This is a genomic window from Vibrio sp. 2-2(8) (assembly GCF_963888495.1).
GTDB classification, from domain to species: Bacteria; Pseudomonadota; Gammaproteobacteria; order Enterobacterales; family Vibrionaceae; genus Vibrio; species Vibrio anguillarum.
Map to the genome: position 1 here is coordinate 62,818 of NZ_CAWPJM010000054.1, position 18,982 is coordinate 81,799.

An 18,982-nucleotide genomic window follows, 5' to 3' on the forward strand; every position below is an offset into this window, starting at 1 on the left:
CCCTGCCGTTACGGTGGGGTTTTTTATTTATCAGCCGAACAGAAAAGAAGACACTCTAATCACTAGAGTTTCTCCTTATGTGTTCCAATTGTGGATAAAACGAAGGATGATCACGGTCGATCCTGAATGTGTATCTGCTAGAATTTATATCATTGTGTGACAATGATATCGCAACGCAAAGAGCGTGGAGTAACAAATGAAATTCGTTGATGAAGCGATAATTAAAGTCGAAGCGGGTGATGGCGGTAACGGTGTCGTGAGCTTTTGGCGTGAAAAATTCGTGACGAAAGGCGGCCCTGATGGCGGCGATGGCGGCGATGGTGGCGACGTTTATATCCAAGCCGATGAAAACTTAAATACCTTGGTTGATTACCGATTCCAACGCTTTTACGCTGCTGAGCGCGGCCAAAATGGTGGCGGTGCTAACTGTACAGGTAAGCGCGGTAAAGACATTACTTTGAAGGTGCCTGTTGGGACTCGAGCGGTTGACATTCACACCAATGAAGTTGTGGGTGAAGTTGCAGAGCATGGCAAAAAAGTGATGGTCGCTAAAGGTGGCTGGCATGGTTTAGGTAATGCTCGCTTTAAGTCATCCGTTAACCGTGCACCACGCCAAAAAACCATGGGTAAAAAAGGTGAGGTGCGCGAATTACGCCTTGAGCTTTTACTCTTAGCTGACGTGGGTATGCTTGGCTTGCCGAATGCGGGTAAATCAACCTTTATTCGTTCTGTTTCAGCAGCGAAGCCAAAAGTCGCTGATTACCCCTTCACTACGTTGATCCCAAGTTTGGGTGTCGTGAGTGTGGTTCCTGAGAAAAGTTTCGTGATCGCTGATATTCCGGGCTTGATTGAAGGCGCGGCCGATGGTGCTGGTTTAGGTATTCGCTTCTTAAAGCACTTAGAACGTTGCCGAGTGTTGCTGCATATGATCGACATTCTTCCTATTGATCAAAGTGATCCTGCGCAAAATGCGCTGACCATCTTTGATGAGCTAGAGCAATACAGTGAAAAAGTGTCACAAAAACCTTGTTGGTTGGTGTTCAACAAAGTTGATCTGATGCTTGAAGAAGAAGCCGATGAAAAGATCCAAGAGATCTTAGATGCGCTGGCTTGGGAAGGGCGATACTTCAAAATTTCGGCAGTAAACCAACAAGGTACGGCGGATTTGTGCCGTGAGTTGGCTGACTATATGGAAACGTTACCTCGTGAGCAGGAAGAGCTCAGTGAAGCTCAGAAAGTCGATTTCATGTGGGATGATTACCATAAAGATGAGATGAACAGCCAAAATGTGATCACTGAAGATGGTGATGACTGGGATGATTGGGACGACGAAGAAGATGACGGCCACGTTATCTATGTTCGTGATTAATTTTCCTGAATTGATTGAGCCGCAATAATTATTGCGGCTTTTTTATAGCTAAATCATATTTAAAGCACCCAATTTCGGGCACACTATTGGGCTTTTAGGACGTTTGGAAAGGAATCATGACATCCAAACAGAGGCTTGTTTCTCGATTGATCGCCCAGGCTGGGCAAATGTTGTTGGCTCATGGTGCGGAAAGTACACTGGTGGGCGATATTATGCGTCGCATGGGAGCGGCGTGTGGCATGAGTGAAGTGGAAGTATCGCTCTCGGCGAGTTCACTTGTGCTAACCACGGTTTACGATGGCCATTGCATTACGACTGCGCGCCGTTGTCCTGATCGTGGGATCAATATGCGGGTAGTGACGCAAGTCCAGCGGATCTGCATCATGATGGAAAAAGGGATTTTAGATTATTCCCTTGCGCAGAAAAAACTCAATCAGATCAGCCCTGAACGCTACAACCGTTGGTTGGTTGTGGTGATGATTGGTCTTTCTTGTGCTGCATTTGCTCGTTTAGCTGGCGGAGATTGGACGGTGTTTACGATGACGTTCATTGCTTCTGCGGCGGGTATGATTGTGCGCCAAGAGATTGGGCATCGCCAATTTAATCCGCTCGTCAACTTTACGGTGACCTCATTTGTCACTTCGATCATTTCAGCGCAAGCTATCATCTACCAGCTAGGCAATAAACCAACCATTGTGATGGCTTCTTCTGTACTGATGTTAGTCCCCGGTTTTCCTTTAATTAATGCGGTCGCGGATATGCTTAAAGGTTATATCAATATGGGTATTGCCCGTTTTGTGATGGCAAGTTTGCTTACGTTGGCAACGAGTTTGGGCATCGTTGCGGCGATGAGCGTGACGGGTGTATGGGGGTGGTAGCGATGGATTGGATGAATTTATTACTCGGTTTAGCCAATGACATGTTTTTTGCTGCAATCCCAGCCGTTGGTTTTGCTTTGGTGTTTAATGTTCCTGTACCAGCCCTAAAATATTGTGCGTTAGGTGGTGCGATTGGTCATGGCTCACGTTACTTAATGATGCAATTTGGAATTCCCATTGAGTGGGCGACTTTTTTTGCTGCAACTATCGTTGGAATGATTGGCGTGCGTTGGTCGCGTAAATTTTTAGCTCACCCTAAAGTGTTTACGGTAGCGGCTTTGATCCCAATGGTTCCCGGGGTTTTTGCCTTTAAAGCGATGATTGCAATGGTTGAAATTAACCATCTTGGTTTTACGCCAGATCTGCTGGCGATACTGATGGATAATTTTTTAAAAGCGATGTTTATTATCGCGGGCTTAGCGGTTGGCCTTGCGGTGCCGGGTTTGTTATTCTATCGGCGCAAACCCATAGTGTAAGGGCATGGGCTATCTTTCGTGATGACACTTTAGGATCTTATTTATGATCATCAGCATGATTGCCGCGATGGCAGACAATCGGATTATTGGTAAAGACAATCAAATGCCATGGCATTTACCGGCCGATTTTGCATGGTTTAAACGCTGTACGTTGGGCAAACCAGTGATCATGGGGCGAAAAACTTATGAGTCTATTGGTCGTCCGTTACCTGGTCGCCATAATATCGTGATCAGTCGTGATGCTTCATTGGCAATTGATGGGGTGAGTATTGTCTCTTCGATTGAAGAAGCCATTGAGGTTGCGGGTCATGTGGATGAAGTGATGATCATTGGTGGCGGCTCTATCTATCAAGCCTGTATGCCACAGGCCAATAAACTATACCTCACCTTTATTGACTTAAATATTGAGGGAGATACGCAATTTCCCGAGTGGGGGGGTGAGTGGCAAGAAGTTCATCGTGAAATGTATCAAGCGGATGACAAAAATGCTCACAACATGCAGTTTGTGGTTTTTGATAAGCAATAGAGGATTTCGGATCGATATTAAGCAACGATCCGGATCTTTTTATTCGTTAGCCTTTATGGGTTAACGCTGGTTGAGTGAAGTAGTGTTTATCTTCCCAGCGTAGCATGGTCAAACATCCTCCCCACACACAGCCAGTATCAAGCCCTATCACTTCGTCGCTGCGGTAACCTTCTAATGCAGCCCAGTGGCCAAAGAGGACTGTTTTATCGAGTTTAAGGCGTTTGGGTAGGGCAAACCACGGTAACAATTCTTCATCTTTTATTTCTTGAGGGGGAAGTTTGCACGCCATATCAAGACGCCCATCAGCAAAGCAAAAACGCATCCGAGTATAGGCATTGATGGTATAGCGATAGCGGTCAATCCCTTCTAGCTTCGAGCTCCACATATCAGGTGTGTTGCTGTACATCTGCTCGATAAGCCAACGCCAACGATCACTTTGCAAAATACTTTCGACTTCTTTTGCTGCTTGACGTGCAGTTTCAAGATCCCACAGAGGAGAAATCCCCGCATGGCACATAACAAAGTCAGCATGTTCAGCGAGGAGCGGTTGATGGCGCAACCAAGTGAGCAGCTCTGTTGCATCGTTCGCTTGTAATATGGGTAAGGTTTTATCACGAGGTTTACATGGGTGGATGCCCAGCGAGACGGCCAGTAGGTGAAGATCGTGATTGCCTAGAACGATACGCGCCGAACTACCCAATTGTTTGATAAAACGTAGCGTTTCTAGAGATTTAGGGCCTCTTGCTACTAAGTCGCCAGCTACCCACAGTGTGTCTTGTTGTGGTTGGAATTGCACTTGAGCCAATAAACACTGTAGTTCGTCAAAACAGCCTTGAATATCGCCGACAATATAGTTCGCCACGGCTACCTCTTTTAATTTAAAACATTAGGAATAGCGAGACGAAAAGGCTCAATTTCAACAATAAATTCAGCGTCCGCTTCATCTAACATAATGTAATGACCTTGCATAACACCGACTGGCGTTTCTAACGCCGTACCACTGTTATAGCGGTACTCATCATTGGGCAAGATAATCGGTTGTTCCCCGACCACGCCATCACCTTCCACAGACATCTGTTTGCCATTCGCATCGGTAATTAACCAACGGCGGCTCATCAGCTGTACCTGCTGGTTGCTGAGATTACGGATGATGATCACATAGGCAAAGATATAGCGGTGTAAATCGGGATTGGACTGTTCGGGGAGATACTGGGTATGGACTTGGATTTTGATACAAGGTTCAGAGATATCCATGTTAACTCCTTGTTTTTATAGATGAGCGATAGACATTGACCGTTTATCGCTCAATCGTTATTAGGCGTGATGAGCGTCTAACCAGTTTGCCATAGCAACAAACTGTTCAAGTGTTAGGTTTTCCGGGCGCATGCCAGGGTTGACCCCAAGTTCTTCTAGCGTTTCCACCTCAATCAAACCTTTGTAGCAGTTGCGTACGGTTTTACGACGTTGGTTAAAACCATCTCGGCAGACACGCTCTAACCACTTCATGTTTGTCGTTGGATGCGGCAGTACTTCATAAGGCACCAAGCGCACCACGGCTGAATCAACTTTCGGTGGCGGTACAAAGGCCGTTGGCGGAACTTCCAGCACAGGAACCACTTTGCAGAAATACTGCGTCATAACCGTTAAGCGCCCGTAAGCTTTACTGCCGGGACCGGCAGCTAAACGATTGACCACTTCTTTTTGCAGCATGAAGTGCATATCTTGAATATCTTTATGAAATTCAAATAAGTGGAACATTAATGGCGTTGAAATGTTGTATGGCAAGTTGCCGAAAATGCGCAGTTTATTATTCGGCTTCACCAACTGCGTGAAGTCAAAGCGCATCGCATCGCCTTCGTGAATCGTCAATTTACTCGATAATTCTGGGTGGTTGCGCAGGCGCTCAGCTAAGTCACGGTCTAGCTCAATAACAGTGAATTTATCCACTTCGCGGCCGACTGGCTCAGTTATCGCTCCAAGACCGGGGCCGATCTCAACCAAATTTTGTCCCGGACGAGGGTTAATCGCAGAGACGATGCCATCAATAATGTATGGATCGTTTAGGAAGTTTTGACCAAAACGTTTACGCGCTTTGTGCCCTAAGTGGACATCATTTCTCATAGTTTTCTCGAAATTAATTAGGTTTCTTTTCTACCAAGTCAATCGCGTAGGCGAGTGCTGTTCTAAAGCTCCCTGTATCCGCAAGCCCTTTCCCTGCCAATTCGAGTGCGGTGCCATGATCGACCGATGTTCTTATAAAGGGTAGACCAAGAGTAATATTTACTGAACGACCAAAGCCTTTGTACTTTAATACGGGCAGGACTTGGTCGTGATACATGCCTAAAACAGCATCGGCATCTTGCAAGTATTTGTCATTGAAGATGGTGTCGGCTGGTAGTGGGCCAATCAAATTAATGCCATCTTGCTGACGAATTTTTTCTAGTGTTGGAGTGATGGTTTCTATCTCTTCACGGCCCAGACAGCCATCTTCTCCCGCGTGTGGGTTTAAACCACACACATAAATTTTGGGTTGAGCAATGGCAAATTTTTCCACCAAATCTTTATGCAAAATAGTGATGATTTTTTCTAACCGCTCGACCGTTACTGCCTTTGATACATAAGCCAGTGGAATATGTGTTGTCACTAGCGCGACTCTCAACCCTTCTGTTGCGAGCATCATAACCACCAGTGGAGTATTAGATTTTTCTGCAAAGAATTCAGTGTGGCCGCTAAATGCAACGCCAGCTCGGTTGATCACCCCCTTGTGCACAGGGCCGGTGACAATAGCATCAAATTCATCATTCATACAGCCTAAAGCGGCTCTTTCTAATGTATTTAATACATAATGTCCATTGGCTTCATTCAGTTTCCCCGTTATCACTGGTGCGCTGAGGGGAATATGATCCACTACTAACCGTCCCGCTTGCTGTGGTTTTGGTGCAGAGGCGACTAAGTAGTCTTCCAATATAACGTCAATATTGAGCTCTTTAGCGCGCTCTGCAAGCAAGCTTTTGTCCGCGCATACCACCAGTTGATGTGCCCAATCTTCTTTTGATAAGGCCAGCACCAAATCTGGGCCAATACCCGCAGGTTCGCCAGCGGTAACCACGATGCGTTTAATTGTCATCTTGGTTGTCCTGTATAATTTCGACAAAGGCGCTGGCACGCATTTCTTGTAGCCATGCGCTGGCTTCTTCATTGAATTTTCGATTAAAAAGAATGCGATAAGCTTTGTTTTTCAGTGCAGAGTCGGTGCGGTCGACTTCACGACGATCAAGCACTTCGACAATATGCCAACCATGAACGGTTTTAAAGGGTTCGCTGATTTGCCCAACCGATAATGTTTCGATTTGATGTTGAAACTCCGGCACGTACAGATCCGGTGTTTGATAACCCAATTCGCCATTTTGCGCCGCAGAGCCGGGATCTTGGCTGTATTGCTGCGCCAATTCACCAAAGGTCGCTTCACCTGCCTTAATGCGACGAATGAAGTCATGTAGCTCTTTTTGTACGCCGTCATCGCTTAAAATGACCGTGGGTTTGATTAAAATATGGCGTGCATTAACTTCCGTGACCGCGACGGTTTCTAATCCTTTGACGTCATCAATTTTAAGAATGTGGAAACCGACGCCACTGCGAAATGGCCCAATAATAGAGCCTTTGTTTTGCATTTTGATTTGGTCGGCAAAAATTGTCGGCATTTCTTCTTTGCGCATCCAGCCCCAATCACCACCTTGCAGCGCTTTCGGACCTTTTGAATAGGTATAAGCCATGGTGCTGAAATCCGCTCCTTGGTTGAGTTTTTCGACTAAGGTTTTGGCTTGCTGTTCTACTGCGGCCTTATCTTGAGTGTCGTCAACACGCAGTTGGATGTGGCTGATTTTATATTGCACCGTTGCATTGGTTTCTTGCGCAAGAATATTGGCTAAGTTGTCCACTTCGTCTGGTAATATATTGATCCGGCGACGAACTAAAGCATTGCGCGCTTCACTTGCTGCAATTTCTTTACGTACTTGTTCGCGAAATTCGGCATAAGTCAGCCCTTCAGCAGTAACAGAAGCGTTAAGCTGTTCTAGGGTTTGATTATTGTTTTTCGCGATGTCGGCGATCGCGTCACTGAGTCGGTTATCGTCAATGCGAACGCCAATGCGTTGTGCTTCTTGTTGCTGAATGGTATCAATAATCAATTTTTCAACCACTTGCTCACGCAGCACTGTGTCTTCGGGTAGCGTTTGACCATTTTTCTTTGCATTAATGGTCAAGGTTTTTAATGCAGCATCAATGTCACTCTGTAAAATAACGCCACTATTGACGATGACGGCGACGCGATCGAGCTCAACAGGAGTAGCGGATGCGGTGTTTAGGCTTAATGTTGCCATCAATCCAATCAGTGTGTGTTTCCACAATTTCATTTGTAGTCCTATCAAAATGAGCAAGGGCCTTTACGCTTAAGCAAAGGCCGAATAAATTAGTTGTTTAGGAAAAATGGACGACCATAACTTAATGAATTTCCAGCGCTGTCTACGCCCGTCATTCCGGAACCTGCACCAATCGTGGTGCCAAAACCGACAATACCAAAGTTCAAACTAAAGTTATTTTCGTAGAGTGGCGTAGCATTAGGGTCGGTAACAAAATCACCATCCCATTTCCGCAGTTGATTACTATAAGTAAAACCAATATACCAACAATCTGAGGTGTAGCTTAGGTTAGCCAACCACTCTAAGTTCTTTTCTGTGGTTAAATCGTAGAAGTACTGTCCGCTAGCATTCCATTTTTGGGAAATCTGATACCCAGCCAGTAAACCGGCTTGTGAAATACCCTCTTTGGTTATTCCACTAGTATTGAAGTCCACGGTGTTTTTAATGTAATCGTAAGTTACATAGCGGTAGTTGGTTTGAATATAGCCAGAGCCAACCCGATACTCTAGGGTACTGTTGGCGAGCTGCATCGTACTGCTGTCTATGTCGTACTGAACCCCGCCATGGTAGAAGAGTAAATCATCATAGTTGAAATCCATTTCGACGGCCCAAGCCGAGTAGTTGGAGTTAGTGTCTAAATTCTCTGTCTCATTGGGTGAGGAGTTCTTGAGATTTTTTTTGAGGTAAAAAATCTGACCAAAAGAGATGTTTAAACGTTCTTTATACTGATCGTCGAAAAACCGTGAAGAGGCACCGTAGCTGATCTGATTTGCCGGGGCAATATAATCGACTCCGCTATACTTACGGCTGCGGAATAAACCATAATAATCGGTTTGCAGTAGCGTTGTATCGTACAACCCGATATTGCGCTGATCTTCTCTCGGTACATACAAGTATTGAATTTGCGGTTCAAGTGTCTGCGTATAGTCATCAAACAGAACCGTATCTCTTTCCAGTACTAATCCCGCATGAGTTCTAAATTCCGGGATGATGCGTGAAACGCTCTCTTTTAGGTCTTTATAGTTATCTGAATTGAGGCCAACACCGCTGAGATCTTGTTGGTAATAAGTACCAAGCACTCGAGCTTCGGTTGTCCAAGTGCCCCAGGTGTTACTGAGAGGAATAGTAAAGCCCGGTTCAATGTGCGCTCGAGTGGCTGCGGGTTTTTCTCTGGCATCAGTCTCAAAACGTGACAGATGGCTGATGATATCAAAGTTCAAATACGGTAATAATTCGGGCGCATAGTAATTAAACGCAATCTGTGGCATCAGGCGATAGGGTTGGTTGGGGCTGGTTTTATCTTCAGTGGTAAGCAGTTGAAAATCTCGAACCAGTATCGATGAATCCCAATTGTGGGTCCGGTAGGTGGCTTTACCTTCTTGGATAAGCTGACCATCTTCTCGGTTACCGATACCTGAGTCTAAATCACTAAAGTAGCTAATGTCACTGACTTGAGAGTAGTCAATTTCAAACTTCCAAGCTTGGTTGAAAATACCACTGTGTTGGTATTGGAAGCCCCAGCGGCTGCCCTTTTCCGGATGTTTTTGATCATCAGGTAAATATTCAGATTTAATGTTACCTGTACCAAAATCATTCAGATAACGGAATTCACTGTTTAATTGCGTACCGCGTTCTTGCATATATTTAAAGGTCGTTTCTAGGTCATAGTTTGGCGCTAAGTTCCAATAAATAGGTACTTGGGCTTCAAAACCATCGCTAGAACCGTAAGAAACGGTAGGGTATAAAAATCCCGTTTTACGTGTGTCGCCAATCGGCACCGTAAGAAATGGCAGATAAAAAATCGGAATATTTTGAATCTCGAAGCGCGGATTATAAAAAGTGGCTTGCTCTTCATTTTGGTCAATATCAATGCTGGATGCTTTCAATCGCCATGCATTATTGCCTTCAGGGCAAGAGGTAATCGAACCATCTTCTATCTCATAAACGGCCTTACCCGTTTTGGAAATATACACAGCTTCACCACGGCCGGGTTCACACAAAAATTGATATTTTGTGTTCTCTAATGTCATTAAATCCGTATTAAGATTGTTGGTGGCTTTGTCAGAAATGGTCCTTACTTCACCGTCACTGAAGTTGACATTACCTTGCGCAACCACAATATTATCTTTCTGATGCAGGGTAACGGTATCCGCTAGAATGCGTTTTTTACCTTGAACAACGACCACATTGCCTGAGTAGTTTGCGCGTTCACCGTTCACGGCTTCTAGCGTATCAGCCTCGACATTAATCGGTTGCTGACTTGAGTTTTCTGCTTCAGGTTCGTTGATCAAACATTGATCTATAGCGGGCATTTCCTGCACACTATTGTCTAACATAGCTTCTGCTTGAGTCTGTGGCACAAAAAGAGCTGCGCTAATTGAAGCGGCTAACAAGGTGCGGGAAAAACATGACATCGAGTTGTACTATCCTGTTTGAACTTGATTGATTCGGAAGATGGATGGCCGAATGTAAAATAAAACGTTTCTTATCATAAAGGAAATTGAAGCTCCCGGCACTATCAGACCGCTTTACTCCTGAAAAATTCATAGATTGAGAGCACATAATGCATATTTTTGGCAAAATTCTTGGCGCTTTTTTTGGCTTCTTATTTGGAGGACCGTTTGGCGCATTTTTTGGTTTGTTTCTCGGGCATCAATTTGATAAAGCTCGTCGTTTGAATCAAGCGGGGTTTAAAACTAGCTCATTTGGTTCTGGGCCAAGCCAAACTGAGCGACAAGACGAATTTTTTAAAGCCGCTTTCGCGGTCATGGGCCATGTTGCTAAAGCGAAAGGGCAAGTCACCAAAGAAGAGATCCAGCTAGCTACCATCATGATGGAGCGTATGAACTTACATGGTGAGCAACGTAAAGCGGCTCAAGATGCGTTTCGTGAGGGGAAAGAGAGTGGCTTTCCTTTAGAGGAAGTGTTGGAGCGTGTGCGCCTTTCGACGGGTGGACGCTTTGACTTGTTGCAATTTTTCCTCGAATTGCAAATATCAGCCGCGTTTGCCGATGGGGATGTTCACCCTAGCGAGCGCAATGTACTGCACAAAATCGCTCGTAGTTTGGGTTTCTCATCCGATCAACTGGAAAGACGCTTGCGTATGCAAGAAGCGGCCTTTCGTTTTCAACAAGGCGGAAATTTTGGTGGCCAACAACAAGGCTACCAGCAATCTGGGCAGTGGCAACAAGCCGCGCAAGCTGAACGCCTCACTGATGCTTACGATGTGTTAGGCGTGAGTAAAGATGCGGATGCTAAAGAGATTAAACGTGCCTATCGCAAATTGATGAATGAGCATCACCCAGATAAATTGATGGCCAAAGGCTTACCACCAGAGATGATGAACGTTGCGAAAGAAAAATCGCAAGAGATCCAAAATGCGTACGATTTGATTAAGAAAGAGAAGGGTTTTAAGTAACCGGCTATCGTGAATTACCGCGAACGTTCCAATCGATTGAGCTGGTGCAAACTGGCTCTTTTTATTATGAGCATACGCAAGACACAAAAAAAGCCAAGTTTGAAAACTTGGCTTTAGAAAGTGGCTCCCCCTGCAAGACTTGAACTTGCGACATACGGATTAACAGTCCGCCGTTCTACCGACTGAACTAAGGGGGAACAGAATGTTTGCTTATCTTATGCAGATAAATGGTGCCGACTACCGGAATCGAACTGGTGACCTACTGATTACAAGTCAGTTGCTCTACCTACTGAGCTAAGTCGGCGCCGAATCAATAAGCAGTGCTCATTGATGAAAAGTGGCTCCCCCTGCAAGACTTGAACTTGCGACATACGGATTAACAGTCCGCCGTTCTACCGACTGAACTAAGGGGGAACAGGTTTTAAAGAATGGTGCCGACTACCGGAGTCGAACTGGTGACCTACTGATTACAAGTCAGTTGCTCTACCTACTGAGCTAAGTCGGCACATTTTTATCTTTAAATTTATTGTCTGTGCTAGGCACCAACAATTTAGAAATTGTGGTGCCCGGAGGCGGAATCGAACCACCGACACGAGGATTTTCAATCCTCTGCTCTACCGACTGAGCTATCCGGGCGACGGGGTGTATTAAAAGGTTTTTCGCATTTAACGTCAACAGTAAAATGCAAAAAAAATGTCGTTTGTTGTTTTTCTATACTTAGTGACTCGTTTTTGCCCATTTTCGTTAAAAATTAGTGTCAGATTAGATAGGGAAAGAGGCGTTGAAAAGAAAATAGGAGCTTTGAATGGAGCAAATAGCGAATAAAAGCGCGTTGAAAAACACACGTTTATCCGCTTGGTTACACTAAAGGAGCAAACTCACCAGACTGGTTTTAGTTTTTGACGGAAAATGGACTGACCCATAATTCAATCGTTGTAGAGGTAATCGCTGTAGAGGTAGAGGGGATTGGATAAATATGACAGGTAATAAAAAAGCCAAGTCGTTAGACTTGGCTTTAAAGTTGGCTCCCCCTGCAAGACTTGAACTTGCGACATACGGATTAACAGTCCGCCGTTCTACCGACTGAACTAAGGGGGAATTATCTGTGTAAGTCTAAGACTTCGCACCAAATAATGGTGCCTCGAGGCGGAATCGAACCACCGACACGAGGATTTTCAATCCTCTGCTCTACCGACTGAGCTATCGAGGCAATAAATGGTGCCGACTACCGGAATCGAACTGGTGACCTACTGATTACAAGTCAGTTGCTCTACCTACTGAGCTAAGTCGGCGCACTTTATTTATTGCTTGCTGCTACTTTAACAAAAGCACCAACAATTTAATTTGTGGTGCCCGGAGGCGGAATCGAACCACCGACACGAGGATTTTCAATCCTCTGCTCTACCGACTGAGCTATCCGGGCAACGGAGCGCTATTAAACGGATTTTCCCTTCAATCGTCAACTGCTTTTTGGAAATATTTTGAAAAAACGGTTTGTTTGCTGCGAATTTAGACAAAGCTGCGCTTTTTTATCCACCTGCGTTAAATTCCTTTTTGAATTTTGTTACTTTTTCTAAGTACCTTCTCGATTCAGCATTAGGGTGTTTTTGGGTCAGCGCCCAATAGACTTGATTGGGTTGCAGTGAATTTAAGTCCCTCATCGCTCGTTTCCTATCTTTGCTAAAGGTATTGAGTACTCCTCCTGTGCCGCCGTTGTAGGCCGAAATCATACTGTATTCGAGTGACGTTGGATGGCTGACCTCTTTGAGGTAGCGGTTTTTCAGAATATAAAAATAGGCCGTTCCCGTATCAATATTTTTTTCGGGATCAAACAGATATTCAGGACTGGGCTCACCAGATTTATTTTTGACCAGTTTAAAGACATCTCGACCTGCGGTTTTAGGAACCACTTGCATCAGGCCATACGCATTGGCCCAACTGACGGCGTAGGGGTTAAAGCTACTTTCAGTTTTTATGATCGCGTAGATCAGATCTTCGGGAATGTTATATTTTTTCGAGGCTCGGTGCACGATGTCGGCGTATTTATAACCTCGTTTAGAGGCATGATCCGCTACCATAGGAATTTCCACATAGTAGGCTTTTTTGAAATCAACGTTCTTAACTTTTAATTTATTTTCAATAAGATAATCAGCAAATCGATTCGCGCGCCAACCCCACTGGATCGGTTGTTTATCTTGATCAAGCACTTGGTTGTACAAAAATGGCTGACCATTCAATTCGATATTTTGTGAAGAGAAAAGGTCAACGTGTGCGGGATCATCAGGCGTGAGCAAGGTGGTAATAATGGCATTGCGCAGATGTTTTTTGGGGTCAGTTGGGGAAACTGTTTCGATAATAATGGTTCCCGTGGAGAAATTGACTTCGGAACGACTCAGGTAATTATCGATGTATTTTACATAGTTGCTTTTACCGGCGACTTTGATCTCTTTACTGCCCCAGCGTTTCTCAATGTTGCCAGAAAAACTGCTGATCAGTGCATCTAAGGCGGCGGTATCTTTGACAAATTGCCCGGGTAATTGCGCTAAGTTTTTGGCAAAACGGTTGGTCGGCTCATAGTCGACGCTGTATATGCGTTCAACTAATTCTCGGCTACAACCGGCCAGTAGCATTGCAATAAAAAAGTAAGTCAGCTTTCTCATTATCTTCCCAATACAAAAATGACATCAGAGCGTTTACCATGATGTCATTGATTATCCTCGAAATAAATAAGGTATCTCTTATTTGCTTGGTGGCGTGTAGCCTTCGATATGGACCTCTTTTCCTTCAAATAGGAAGTTGGTCATTTCGGTTTCCAGCAATTTACGATGTTCAGGGTCCATCATATTGAGTTTTTTCTCGTTGATCAGCATGGTTTGCTTATGCTGCCATTGTGCCCAAGCCTCTTTTGAGATGTTGTCAAAAATACGTTTACCCAATTCACCTGGGTACAGTTGAAAATCCAAACCGTCGGCTTCTTTATTTAGTCGAGCACAAAATACAGTGCGGCTCATGGTCACTTCCTCTTCGGTGTTTTAAGGGTTAATTTCAAATGGAAGGCTTTCTAGCAACTGTTTTACAGGAGCGGCTAAGCCGATTTGTTCCGGTTGGGCTAAGTTATACCAAAGACCTTTGCTTGCTTCCATGATGATGTTCGGTTGTTGAGATAACTCCACCAAGATCGGTGTGATCTCTAAATGATAATGGCTAAACGTGTGGCGAAAAGCGATGAGTGGGCGAATAGAGCGGATAGCGCTCTCTTTGATGGCTCTGTGATCAAGTTGATCTTCGATGGCACTATCGGGGTTTTCAGGGAAGCAAAATAATCCACCCCAAATTCCACTTTGAGGGCGCTGTTCTAACCATACTTGATGGTTATGGTGCAGCATCACAAACCAAGTTTGTTTGGTTGGTTTGTCTGTTTTTGGTTTTTTGCCCGGATAATCGAGTGGGTTATTTTGTTTATTGGCGATGCAAAAAGATTCAACTGGGCAGAGCGTACATTTCGGTTTGCTGCGTGTGCAGACCATCGCCCCCATATCCATCATGGCTTGGTTATATTTATCAACATCTTGCGCTGGCGTATTTTGTTCGGCATGTTGCCACAACTGAGTTTCAACCTTTTTTTGCCCCGGCCAGCCTTCGACAGCAAAACAGCGGGCTAAAGTACGCTTTACGTTACCATCTAAAATGGCGTGCGGCTGCTTATAAACCGAAGAAAGCACCGCCGCAGCGGTTGAGCGGCCAATACCCGGTAGAGCATTCATCTGTTCGATATCAAGGGGAAACTCACCGCCATATTCGCTGGCCACTATTTTGGCTGCTTTGTGTAGATTGCGCGCACGTGCGTAATAACCAAGGCCGGTCCATAGGTGCAGTACCTCGTCTTGTTCTGCATTGGCCAAATCAATCACGGTTGGAAAACGTTGCATGAAGCGTTCGAAATAAGGGATCACCGTTGCGACTTGAGTTTGTTGGAGCATAATTTCCGACAGCCAAACGCTGTAGGCCGTTTTGTTTTGTTGCCACGGCAAATGTTTGCGCCCATAGGCGTCATACCATTTTAAAATGGCGTTAGCGAAAGGTGTCACGACAGGCTCTTTGGTTTATAGTTTTAGTGGAGCAAAATTGCACCACATAAATGTGACGTTGTAAAACGGACAAATTGTGTGGATTTATCCAACAAGTTTATTTCGATAACACTTGCACCGAGAATAATTCTTTGGATAATCCCCGCTTTGATTAATCAATGTGCAGGCAAGATCAATGAGTGAAGTAACCACCAACGAATATACCGAAGAAGGCAAAATACTGCGTCGAATCCGTAGTTTCGTTCGTCGTGAGGGTCGATTAACCAAAGGCCAAGAAGCGGCAATGAATGAATGTTGGCCAACAATGGGTATTGATTTCCAGCCACAATTGCTCGATTGGGCGGCGGTTTTTGGTAACGATAACCCGGTGGTTTTAGAAATCGGTTTTGGTATGGGCGCTTCATTAGTTGAAATGGCTAAAAACGCACCGCAAAAAAACTTCTTTGGTATTGAAGTGCATAGCCCAGGTGTTGGTGCCTGTTTGTCGGCTGCTCGTGATGCTGGCGTGACTAATTTACGCGTGATGTGCCATGATGCAGTGGAAGTGTTTGAACACATGATCCCTGATGGTAGCCTGCATACACTGCAACTGTTCTTCCCTGATCCTTGGCACAAAAAACGTCACCACAAGCGCCGTATTGTGCAGTTAGAATTTGCGGAAATGGTGCGTCAAAAACTAAAAATGGAAGAGGGTATCTTTCATATGGCGACGGACTGGGAAAACTACGCTGAGCATATGATTGAAGTGATGAATCAAGCGCCGGGCTTTGCCAATATTGCCGCAGAAGGTGACTATATTCCTCGTCCAGAAGAGCGTCCTTTGACTAAATTTGAAGCGCGTGGTCACCGTTTAGGTCATGGTGTGTGGGATATAAAATATAAACGCACCGCGTAACGACTCACTTTTGTTGCTGCAACAAAATTAGCGATTAAAGAAAAGCCAACATTGTTGTAATGTTGGCTTTTTCGGCCTTAGCGCCCTACGAAAATCATTATAAAAATAGAGAAAAACATTTCTCACCCGAGGTAAAGTCACCCATGAAGCTAACACCCAATCTACTTGCTGATATTTTGTGTGAGGTTCGCCCACTGATCGGCAAAGGAAAAGTCGCCGATTACATTCCTGCTTTAGCCAAAGTACCGAATAACAAGCTGGCGATCGCGGTTTACACCAATCAAGGTGAAGTGATTTCGGCTGGAGATGCCACGGAAGGATTTTCAATTCAATCCATCTCTAAAGCTTTGAGCTTAACGCTTGCTATGATGCTTTATAAACCAGAAGAGCTATGGCTTCGTGTCGGAAAAGAGCCTTCAGGCCAAGCGTTTAATTCGATGATCCAGCTTGAAATGGAGCAGGGCATTCCGCGTAACCCTTTTATCAATGCTGGAGCTATTGTGGTGGCGGATATGCTGCATAGCCGTTTATCAGCCCCTCGGCAGCGCTTACTGGAGTTTGTACGTCAGTTGTCTGGTGAAGAGGGCATCGTATACGACAAAGTGGTAGCGGCTTCAGAAATGATGCACAGCGATCGCAATGCTGCCATCGCCTATTTGATGCGATCGTTTGGTAATTTCGATAATGACGTTATCCCGGTCCTGCACAACTATTTTCACGCTTGTTCACTTAAAATGAGCTGTGTTCAATTAGCGAAAACCTTCAGTTATCTGGCGAATAAAGGGGTGTCCGTGCATACCAAGGAAGCGATAGTAACGCCGACACAAAGTAAGCAGATCAATGCCTTATTGGCTACTTGCGGTTTGTATGATGGCGCAGGAGAGTTCGCTTATCGTGTTGGCATGCCGGGTAAATCGGGCGTAGGTGGCGGTATTATTGCTGTTGTTCCTGGGGAGATGACGATTGCGGTTTGGTCGCCAGAGCTTGATGCGTCAGGTAATTCTTTAGCGGGCACTAAGATGTTAGAACTCTTGGCTGAGCGTATTGGTCGCTCTATCTTTTAAGTTCAATATTTTCTGACAGCCCGTGTTTTTGGCAAAAGATTGGCTACCGATTAGGTTAGCCAATCTCTGTTGGGGTTATCTTTTTAGTCGTCAGCCATAAAGGCTTCGAGCAAGTCATTAAGAAACAGTTTTCCTTTTTCTGTGATTTGCCAGTGACTTTCGGTTTGCGTTAAATAGTGTTCGGCTAGTGCCCAATCTATCGTTGACTGAATCACGCTTAAACTTAATCCAGTTGTTTCAACAAAGTCTTGTTTCGGACAAGGTTCCATCAAGCGAAAGCGGTTCATGAAGAATTCAAAAGGGCGATCCGCAGCGGCGACTTCAAATTCGTCATCCAAGTAAGGTTTGAGTAAATTGAGATAGCCACGCGGATGCTTCACCTTAGTGGTGCGTACAATACGCCCATCGTTAAAGCTGAGCTTGCCATGCGCGCCACAACCAATCCCCAGATAATCACCAAAGCGCCAGTAATTTAAGTTGTGTTGGCATTGATAGCCGGGTTTGCTATAGCCAGAAATTTCATACTGCACGTACCCAGCGGCGGCCAATTTTTGGTGACCCAACTCGAAAATATCCCACAGTGCGTCATCATCTGGCAAAGTAGGCGGTTTAAAGTAGAAAACCGTATTAGGTTCAATGGTCAGTTGATACCAAGAAAGATGAGGCGGGTTTAGTGCAATCGCTTTGTCTAAATCGGCCAGCGCTTGTTCACAGTTTTGATCGGGTAAGCCATGCATCAAATCTAAGTTGAAGCTGTTTAAGCCAATTTGATGAGCTAATTGAGCGGCATTAACCGCTTCTTGCTGACCATGAATTCGCCCTAAACGTGCCAGTTTTTGTGGCTCAAAACTTTGTACACCAATCGAGATGCGCGTCACCCCTGCTTGTCGATATCCAACAAAACGGTCAGCTTCTACCGTGCCCGGGTTAGCTTCCATGGTGATTTCAATCTCAGGCTTAAACGCAATACGCGCTTCAATGCCTTGCAGCAGGCGAGCAATACCTTCAGCAGAAAAAAGACTCGGTGTACCACCGCCAATAAAAATGGAATGCAATGGGCGAGGATGGTCTGCAAGGCGGTATTTGGCGATATCGGTATCGAGATCCTCCAATAGCGCATCAATGTATTCACGTTCAGGAATATCGTGCTTTAGCGCGTGAGAGTTAAAATCACAATAGGGGCATTTTTGTACACACCACGGGATGTGCACGTACAAACTCAGCGCGGGTGGTTGCAACATTATGAATTTTGCTCGCTTAAGGTTTTAAATAGCATTTTTAGCGCTTTGCCACGATGTGAAAGCTGCTTTTTACGTGCAGGTAGCAGTTCAGCTGAAGCGCAGTTATCTTCAGGGACAAAGAAGATCGGATCATAACCAAAACCGTTACTGCCGTGAGCTTGGTGCAAGATGCGACCTTGCCACGTACCATGGCAGACCAATGGTGTTGGGTCATTTTCGTGACGCATGAAAACCAGCACGCAATGAAAACGAGCGGTGCGTTGTTCGTCTGGTACGCCTTCCATTGCCGCTAATAATTTTTCTAGGTTTTGTTGGTCACTGGCATTTTCACCAGCGTAGCGCGCCGAGTAAATTCCCGGAGCACCTTGCAGATAATCCACTTCTAAGCCGGAGTCATCGGCAATCGCAGGTAAGCCAGTGATTTTGGCAGCATGTCGTGCTTTGATGATCGCATTTTCAATAAAGGTGGTGCCAGTCTCTTCGGCTTCTGGGACGTTTAATTCTGTTTGCGCCACCACATCAAAACCGAAATCAACCAGCAGATCAGCCATTTCGCGCACTTTGCCTTGGTTTCCTGTGGCTAATACTATTTTTTTCATTGCACTATTT

General features: G+C 45.1%; 18 protein-coding genes and 9 tRNA genes. 7 read left to right on the forward strand and 20 right to left on the reverse strand.

The window, feature by feature from the left end; translation table 11 throughout:
• Positions 1-196 precede the first annotated feature (196 nt).
• The 4 genes from cgtA (at position 197) to folA (ending at position 3,249) form a co-directional block, all read left to right on the forward strand.
• On the forward strand, positions 197-1,369 hold the full coding sequence (gene cgtA / locus AACV12_RS16730; RefSeq protein WP_010320622.1) for an Obg family GTPase CgtA: 1,173 nt from the start codon (positions 197-199) through the stop codon (positions 1,367-1,369).
• A 116-nt stretch (positions 1,370-1,485) separates the two neighbouring features.
• Positions 1,486-2,247, forward strand: coding sequence for a threonine/serine exporter family protein (locus AACV12_RS16735; protein ID WP_013857840.1), 762 nt, complete (start codon positions 1,486-1,488; stop codon positions 2,245-2,247).
• Positions 2,235-2,723 carry a threonine/serine exporter family protein gene (locus AACV12_RS16740; protein ID WP_129532214.1) on the forward strand — a complete coding sequence of 163 codons (489 nt, stop codon included), beginning with the start codon at positions 2,235-2,237 and terminating at the stop codon, positions 2,721-2,723. Before AACV12_RS16735 ends, AACV12_RS16740 begins: the two co-directional genes overlap by 13 nt.
• A 43-nt stretch (positions 2,724-2,766) precedes the next feature.
• Complete coding sequence (gene folA / locus AACV12_RS16745) at positions 2,767-3,249, forward strand: type 3 dihydrofolate reductase (RefSeq protein ID WP_170901021.1); 483 nt, start codon at positions 2,767-2,769, stop codon at positions 3,247-3,249.
• A 46-nt stretch (positions 3,250-3,295) separates the two neighbouring features.
• Here the strand turns inward: folA and apaH are convergent, their stop codons facing one another.
• Genes apaH through lptD form a run of 6 tightly spaced genes read right to left on the reverse strand, consistent with a single transcriptional unit; the run spans position 3,296 to position 10,081 of the window.
• Complete coding sequence (gene apaH / locus AACV12_RS16750; RefSeq protein ID WP_013857837.1) at positions 3,296-4,111, reverse strand: bis(5'-nucleosyl)-tetraphosphatase (symmetrical) ApaH; 816 nt, start codon at positions 4,109-4,111, stop codon at positions 3,296-3,298.
• Between the two features lie 11 nt (positions 4,112-4,122).
• Positions 4,123-4,503 (reverse strand): Co2+/Mg2+ efflux protein ApaG, encoded by a 381-nt coding sequence (gene apaG, locus AACV12_RS16755; protein ID WP_170901023.1) that lies wholly within the window; start codon positions 4,501-4,503, stop codon positions 4,123-4,125.
• 60 nt (positions 4,504-4,563) lie between these two features.
• Positions 4,564-5,370 (reverse strand): 16S rRNA (adenine(1518)-N(6)/adenine(1519)-N(6))-dimethyltransferase RsmA, encoded by an 807-nt coding sequence (gene rsmA, locus AACV12_RS16760; RefSeq protein ID WP_013857835.1) that lies wholly within the window; start codon positions 5,368-5,370, stop codon positions 4,564-4,566.
• Between the two features lie 13 nt (positions 5,371-5,383).
• On the reverse strand, positions 5,384-6,376 hold the full coding sequence (pdxA, locus tag AACV12_RS16765; protein ID WP_129532215.1) for a 4-hydroxythreonine-4-phosphate dehydrogenase PdxA: 993 nt from the start codon (positions 6,374-6,376) through the stop codon (positions 5,384-5,386).
• A complete protein-coding gene (gene surA / locus AACV12_RS16770; protein ID WP_170901025.1) occupies positions 6,366-7,661 on the reverse strand; it encodes a peptidylprolyl isomerase SurA in 1,296 nt (431 codons plus the stop codon). Before surA ends, pdxA begins: the two co-directional genes overlap by 11 nt.
• Before the next feature lie 56 nt (positions 7,662-7,717).
• Complete coding sequence (lptD, locus tag AACV12_RS16775; RefSeq protein WP_170901026.1) at positions 7,718-10,081, reverse strand: LPS assembly protein LptD; 2,364 nt, start codon at positions 10,079-10,081, stop codon at positions 7,718-7,720.
• Between the two features lie 149 nt (positions 10,082-10,230).
• Here lptD and djlA point away from each other — a divergent pair, with 149 nt between their 5' ends.
• Positions 10,231-11,085, forward strand: coding sequence for a co-chaperone DjlA (djlA, locus tag AACV12_RS16780; RefSeq protein WP_017043798.1), 855 nt, complete (start codon positions 10,231-10,233; stop codon positions 11,083-11,085).
• 121 nt (positions 11,086-11,206) lie between these two features.
• Here the strand turns inward: djlA and AACV12_RS16785 are convergent.
• The 12 genes from AACV12_RS16785 to mutY form a co-directional block, all read right to left on the reverse strand.
• Positions 11,207-11,282 (reverse strand) — tRNA-Asn (locus AACV12_RS16785).
• A gap of 31 nt (positions 11,283-11,313) precedes the next feature.
• A tRNA-Thr gene (locus AACV12_RS16790) sits at positions 11,314-11,389 on the reverse strand.
• A gap of 34 nt (positions 11,390-11,423) precedes the next feature.
• Positions 11,424-11,499, reverse strand: a tRNA-Asn gene (locus AACV12_RS16795).
• A 15-nt stretch (positions 11,500-11,514) separates the two neighbouring features.
• Positions 11,515-11,590 (reverse strand) — tRNA-Thr (locus AACV12_RS16800).
• Between the two features lie 55 nt (positions 11,591-11,645).
• Positions 11,646-11,721, reverse strand: a tRNA-Phe gene (locus tag AACV12_RS16805).
• 386 nt (positions 11,722-12,107) lie between these two features.
• Positions 12,108-12,183: transfer RNA gene (locus AACV12_RS16810), tRNA-Asn, on the reverse strand.
• A gap of 36 nt (positions 12,184-12,219) precedes the next feature.
• Positions 12,220-12,295, reverse strand: a tRNA-Phe gene (locus AACV12_RS16815).
• 6 nt (positions 12,296-12,301) lie between these two features.
• Positions 12,302-12,377 (reverse strand) — tRNA-Thr (locus tag AACV12_RS16820).
• A 55-nt stretch (positions 12,378-12,432) separates the two neighbouring features.
• Positions 12,433-12,508 (reverse strand) — tRNA-Phe (locus AACV12_RS16825).
• A 106-nt stretch (positions 12,509-12,614) separates the two neighbouring features.
• Positions 12,615-13,745, reverse strand: a complete 1,131-nt coding sequence (gene mltC, locus AACV12_RS16830; protein ID WP_013857830.1) for a membrane-bound lytic murein transglycosylase MltC — start codon at positions 13,743-13,745, stop codon at positions 12,615-12,617.
• 78 nt (positions 13,746-13,823) lie between these two features.
• Positions 13,824-14,096 carry an oxidative damage protection protein gene (locus AACV12_RS16835; RefSeq protein ID WP_010320634.1) on the reverse strand — a complete coding sequence of 91 codons (273 nt, stop codon included), beginning with the start codon at positions 14,094-14,096 and terminating at the stop codon, positions 13,824-13,826.
• Positions 14,097-14,117: 21 nt separating this feature from the next.
• Positions 14,118-15,173: an A/G-specific adenine glycosylase gene (gene mutY, locus AACV12_RS16840; RefSeq protein ID WP_170901027.1), complete on the reverse strand. Its 1,056-nt coding sequence runs from the start codon at positions 15,171-15,173 to the stop codon at positions 14,118-14,120.
• Positions 15,174-15,348: 175 nt separating this feature from the next.
• Between mutY and trmB the strand changes: the two genes are divergently transcribed.
• Both trmB and glsB read left to right on the forward strand, forming a co-directional pair.
• Entirely contained in the window at positions 15,349-16,068 is a 720-nt protein-coding gene (gene trmB, locus AACV12_RS16845; protein WP_026027213.1) for a tRNA (guanosine(46)-N7)-methyltransferase TrmB, read from the forward strand.
• A gap of 143 nt (positions 16,069-16,211) precedes the next feature.
• Positions 16,212-17,132: a glutaminase B gene (gene glsB / locus AACV12_RS16850; protein WP_026028230.1), complete on the forward strand. Its 921-nt coding sequence runs from the start codon at positions 16,212-16,214 to the stop codon at positions 17,130-17,132.
• Positions 17,133-17,215: 83 nt separating this feature from the next.
• On the opposite strand, the gene hemW is transcribed toward glsB, so the two are convergent.
• Both hemW and AACV12_RS16860 read right to left on the reverse strand, forming a co-directional pair.
• The gene (gene hemW / locus AACV12_RS16855; RefSeq protein WP_170901028.1) at positions 17,216-18,373 is read right to left on the reverse strand and encodes a radical SAM family heme chaperone HemW; all 1,158 of its coding nucleotides are present in this window, start codon (positions 18,371-18,373) and stop codon (positions 17,216-17,218) included.
• Positions 18,373-18,972 carry an XTP/dITP diphosphatase gene (locus tag AACV12_RS16860; protein WP_017042394.1) on the reverse strand — a complete coding sequence of 200 codons (600 nt, stop codon included), beginning with the start codon at positions 18,970-18,972 and terminating at the stop codon, positions 18,373-18,375. Before AACV12_RS16860 ends, hemW begins: the two co-directional genes overlap by 1 nt.
• Positions 18,973-18,982 lie beyond the last annotated feature (10 nt).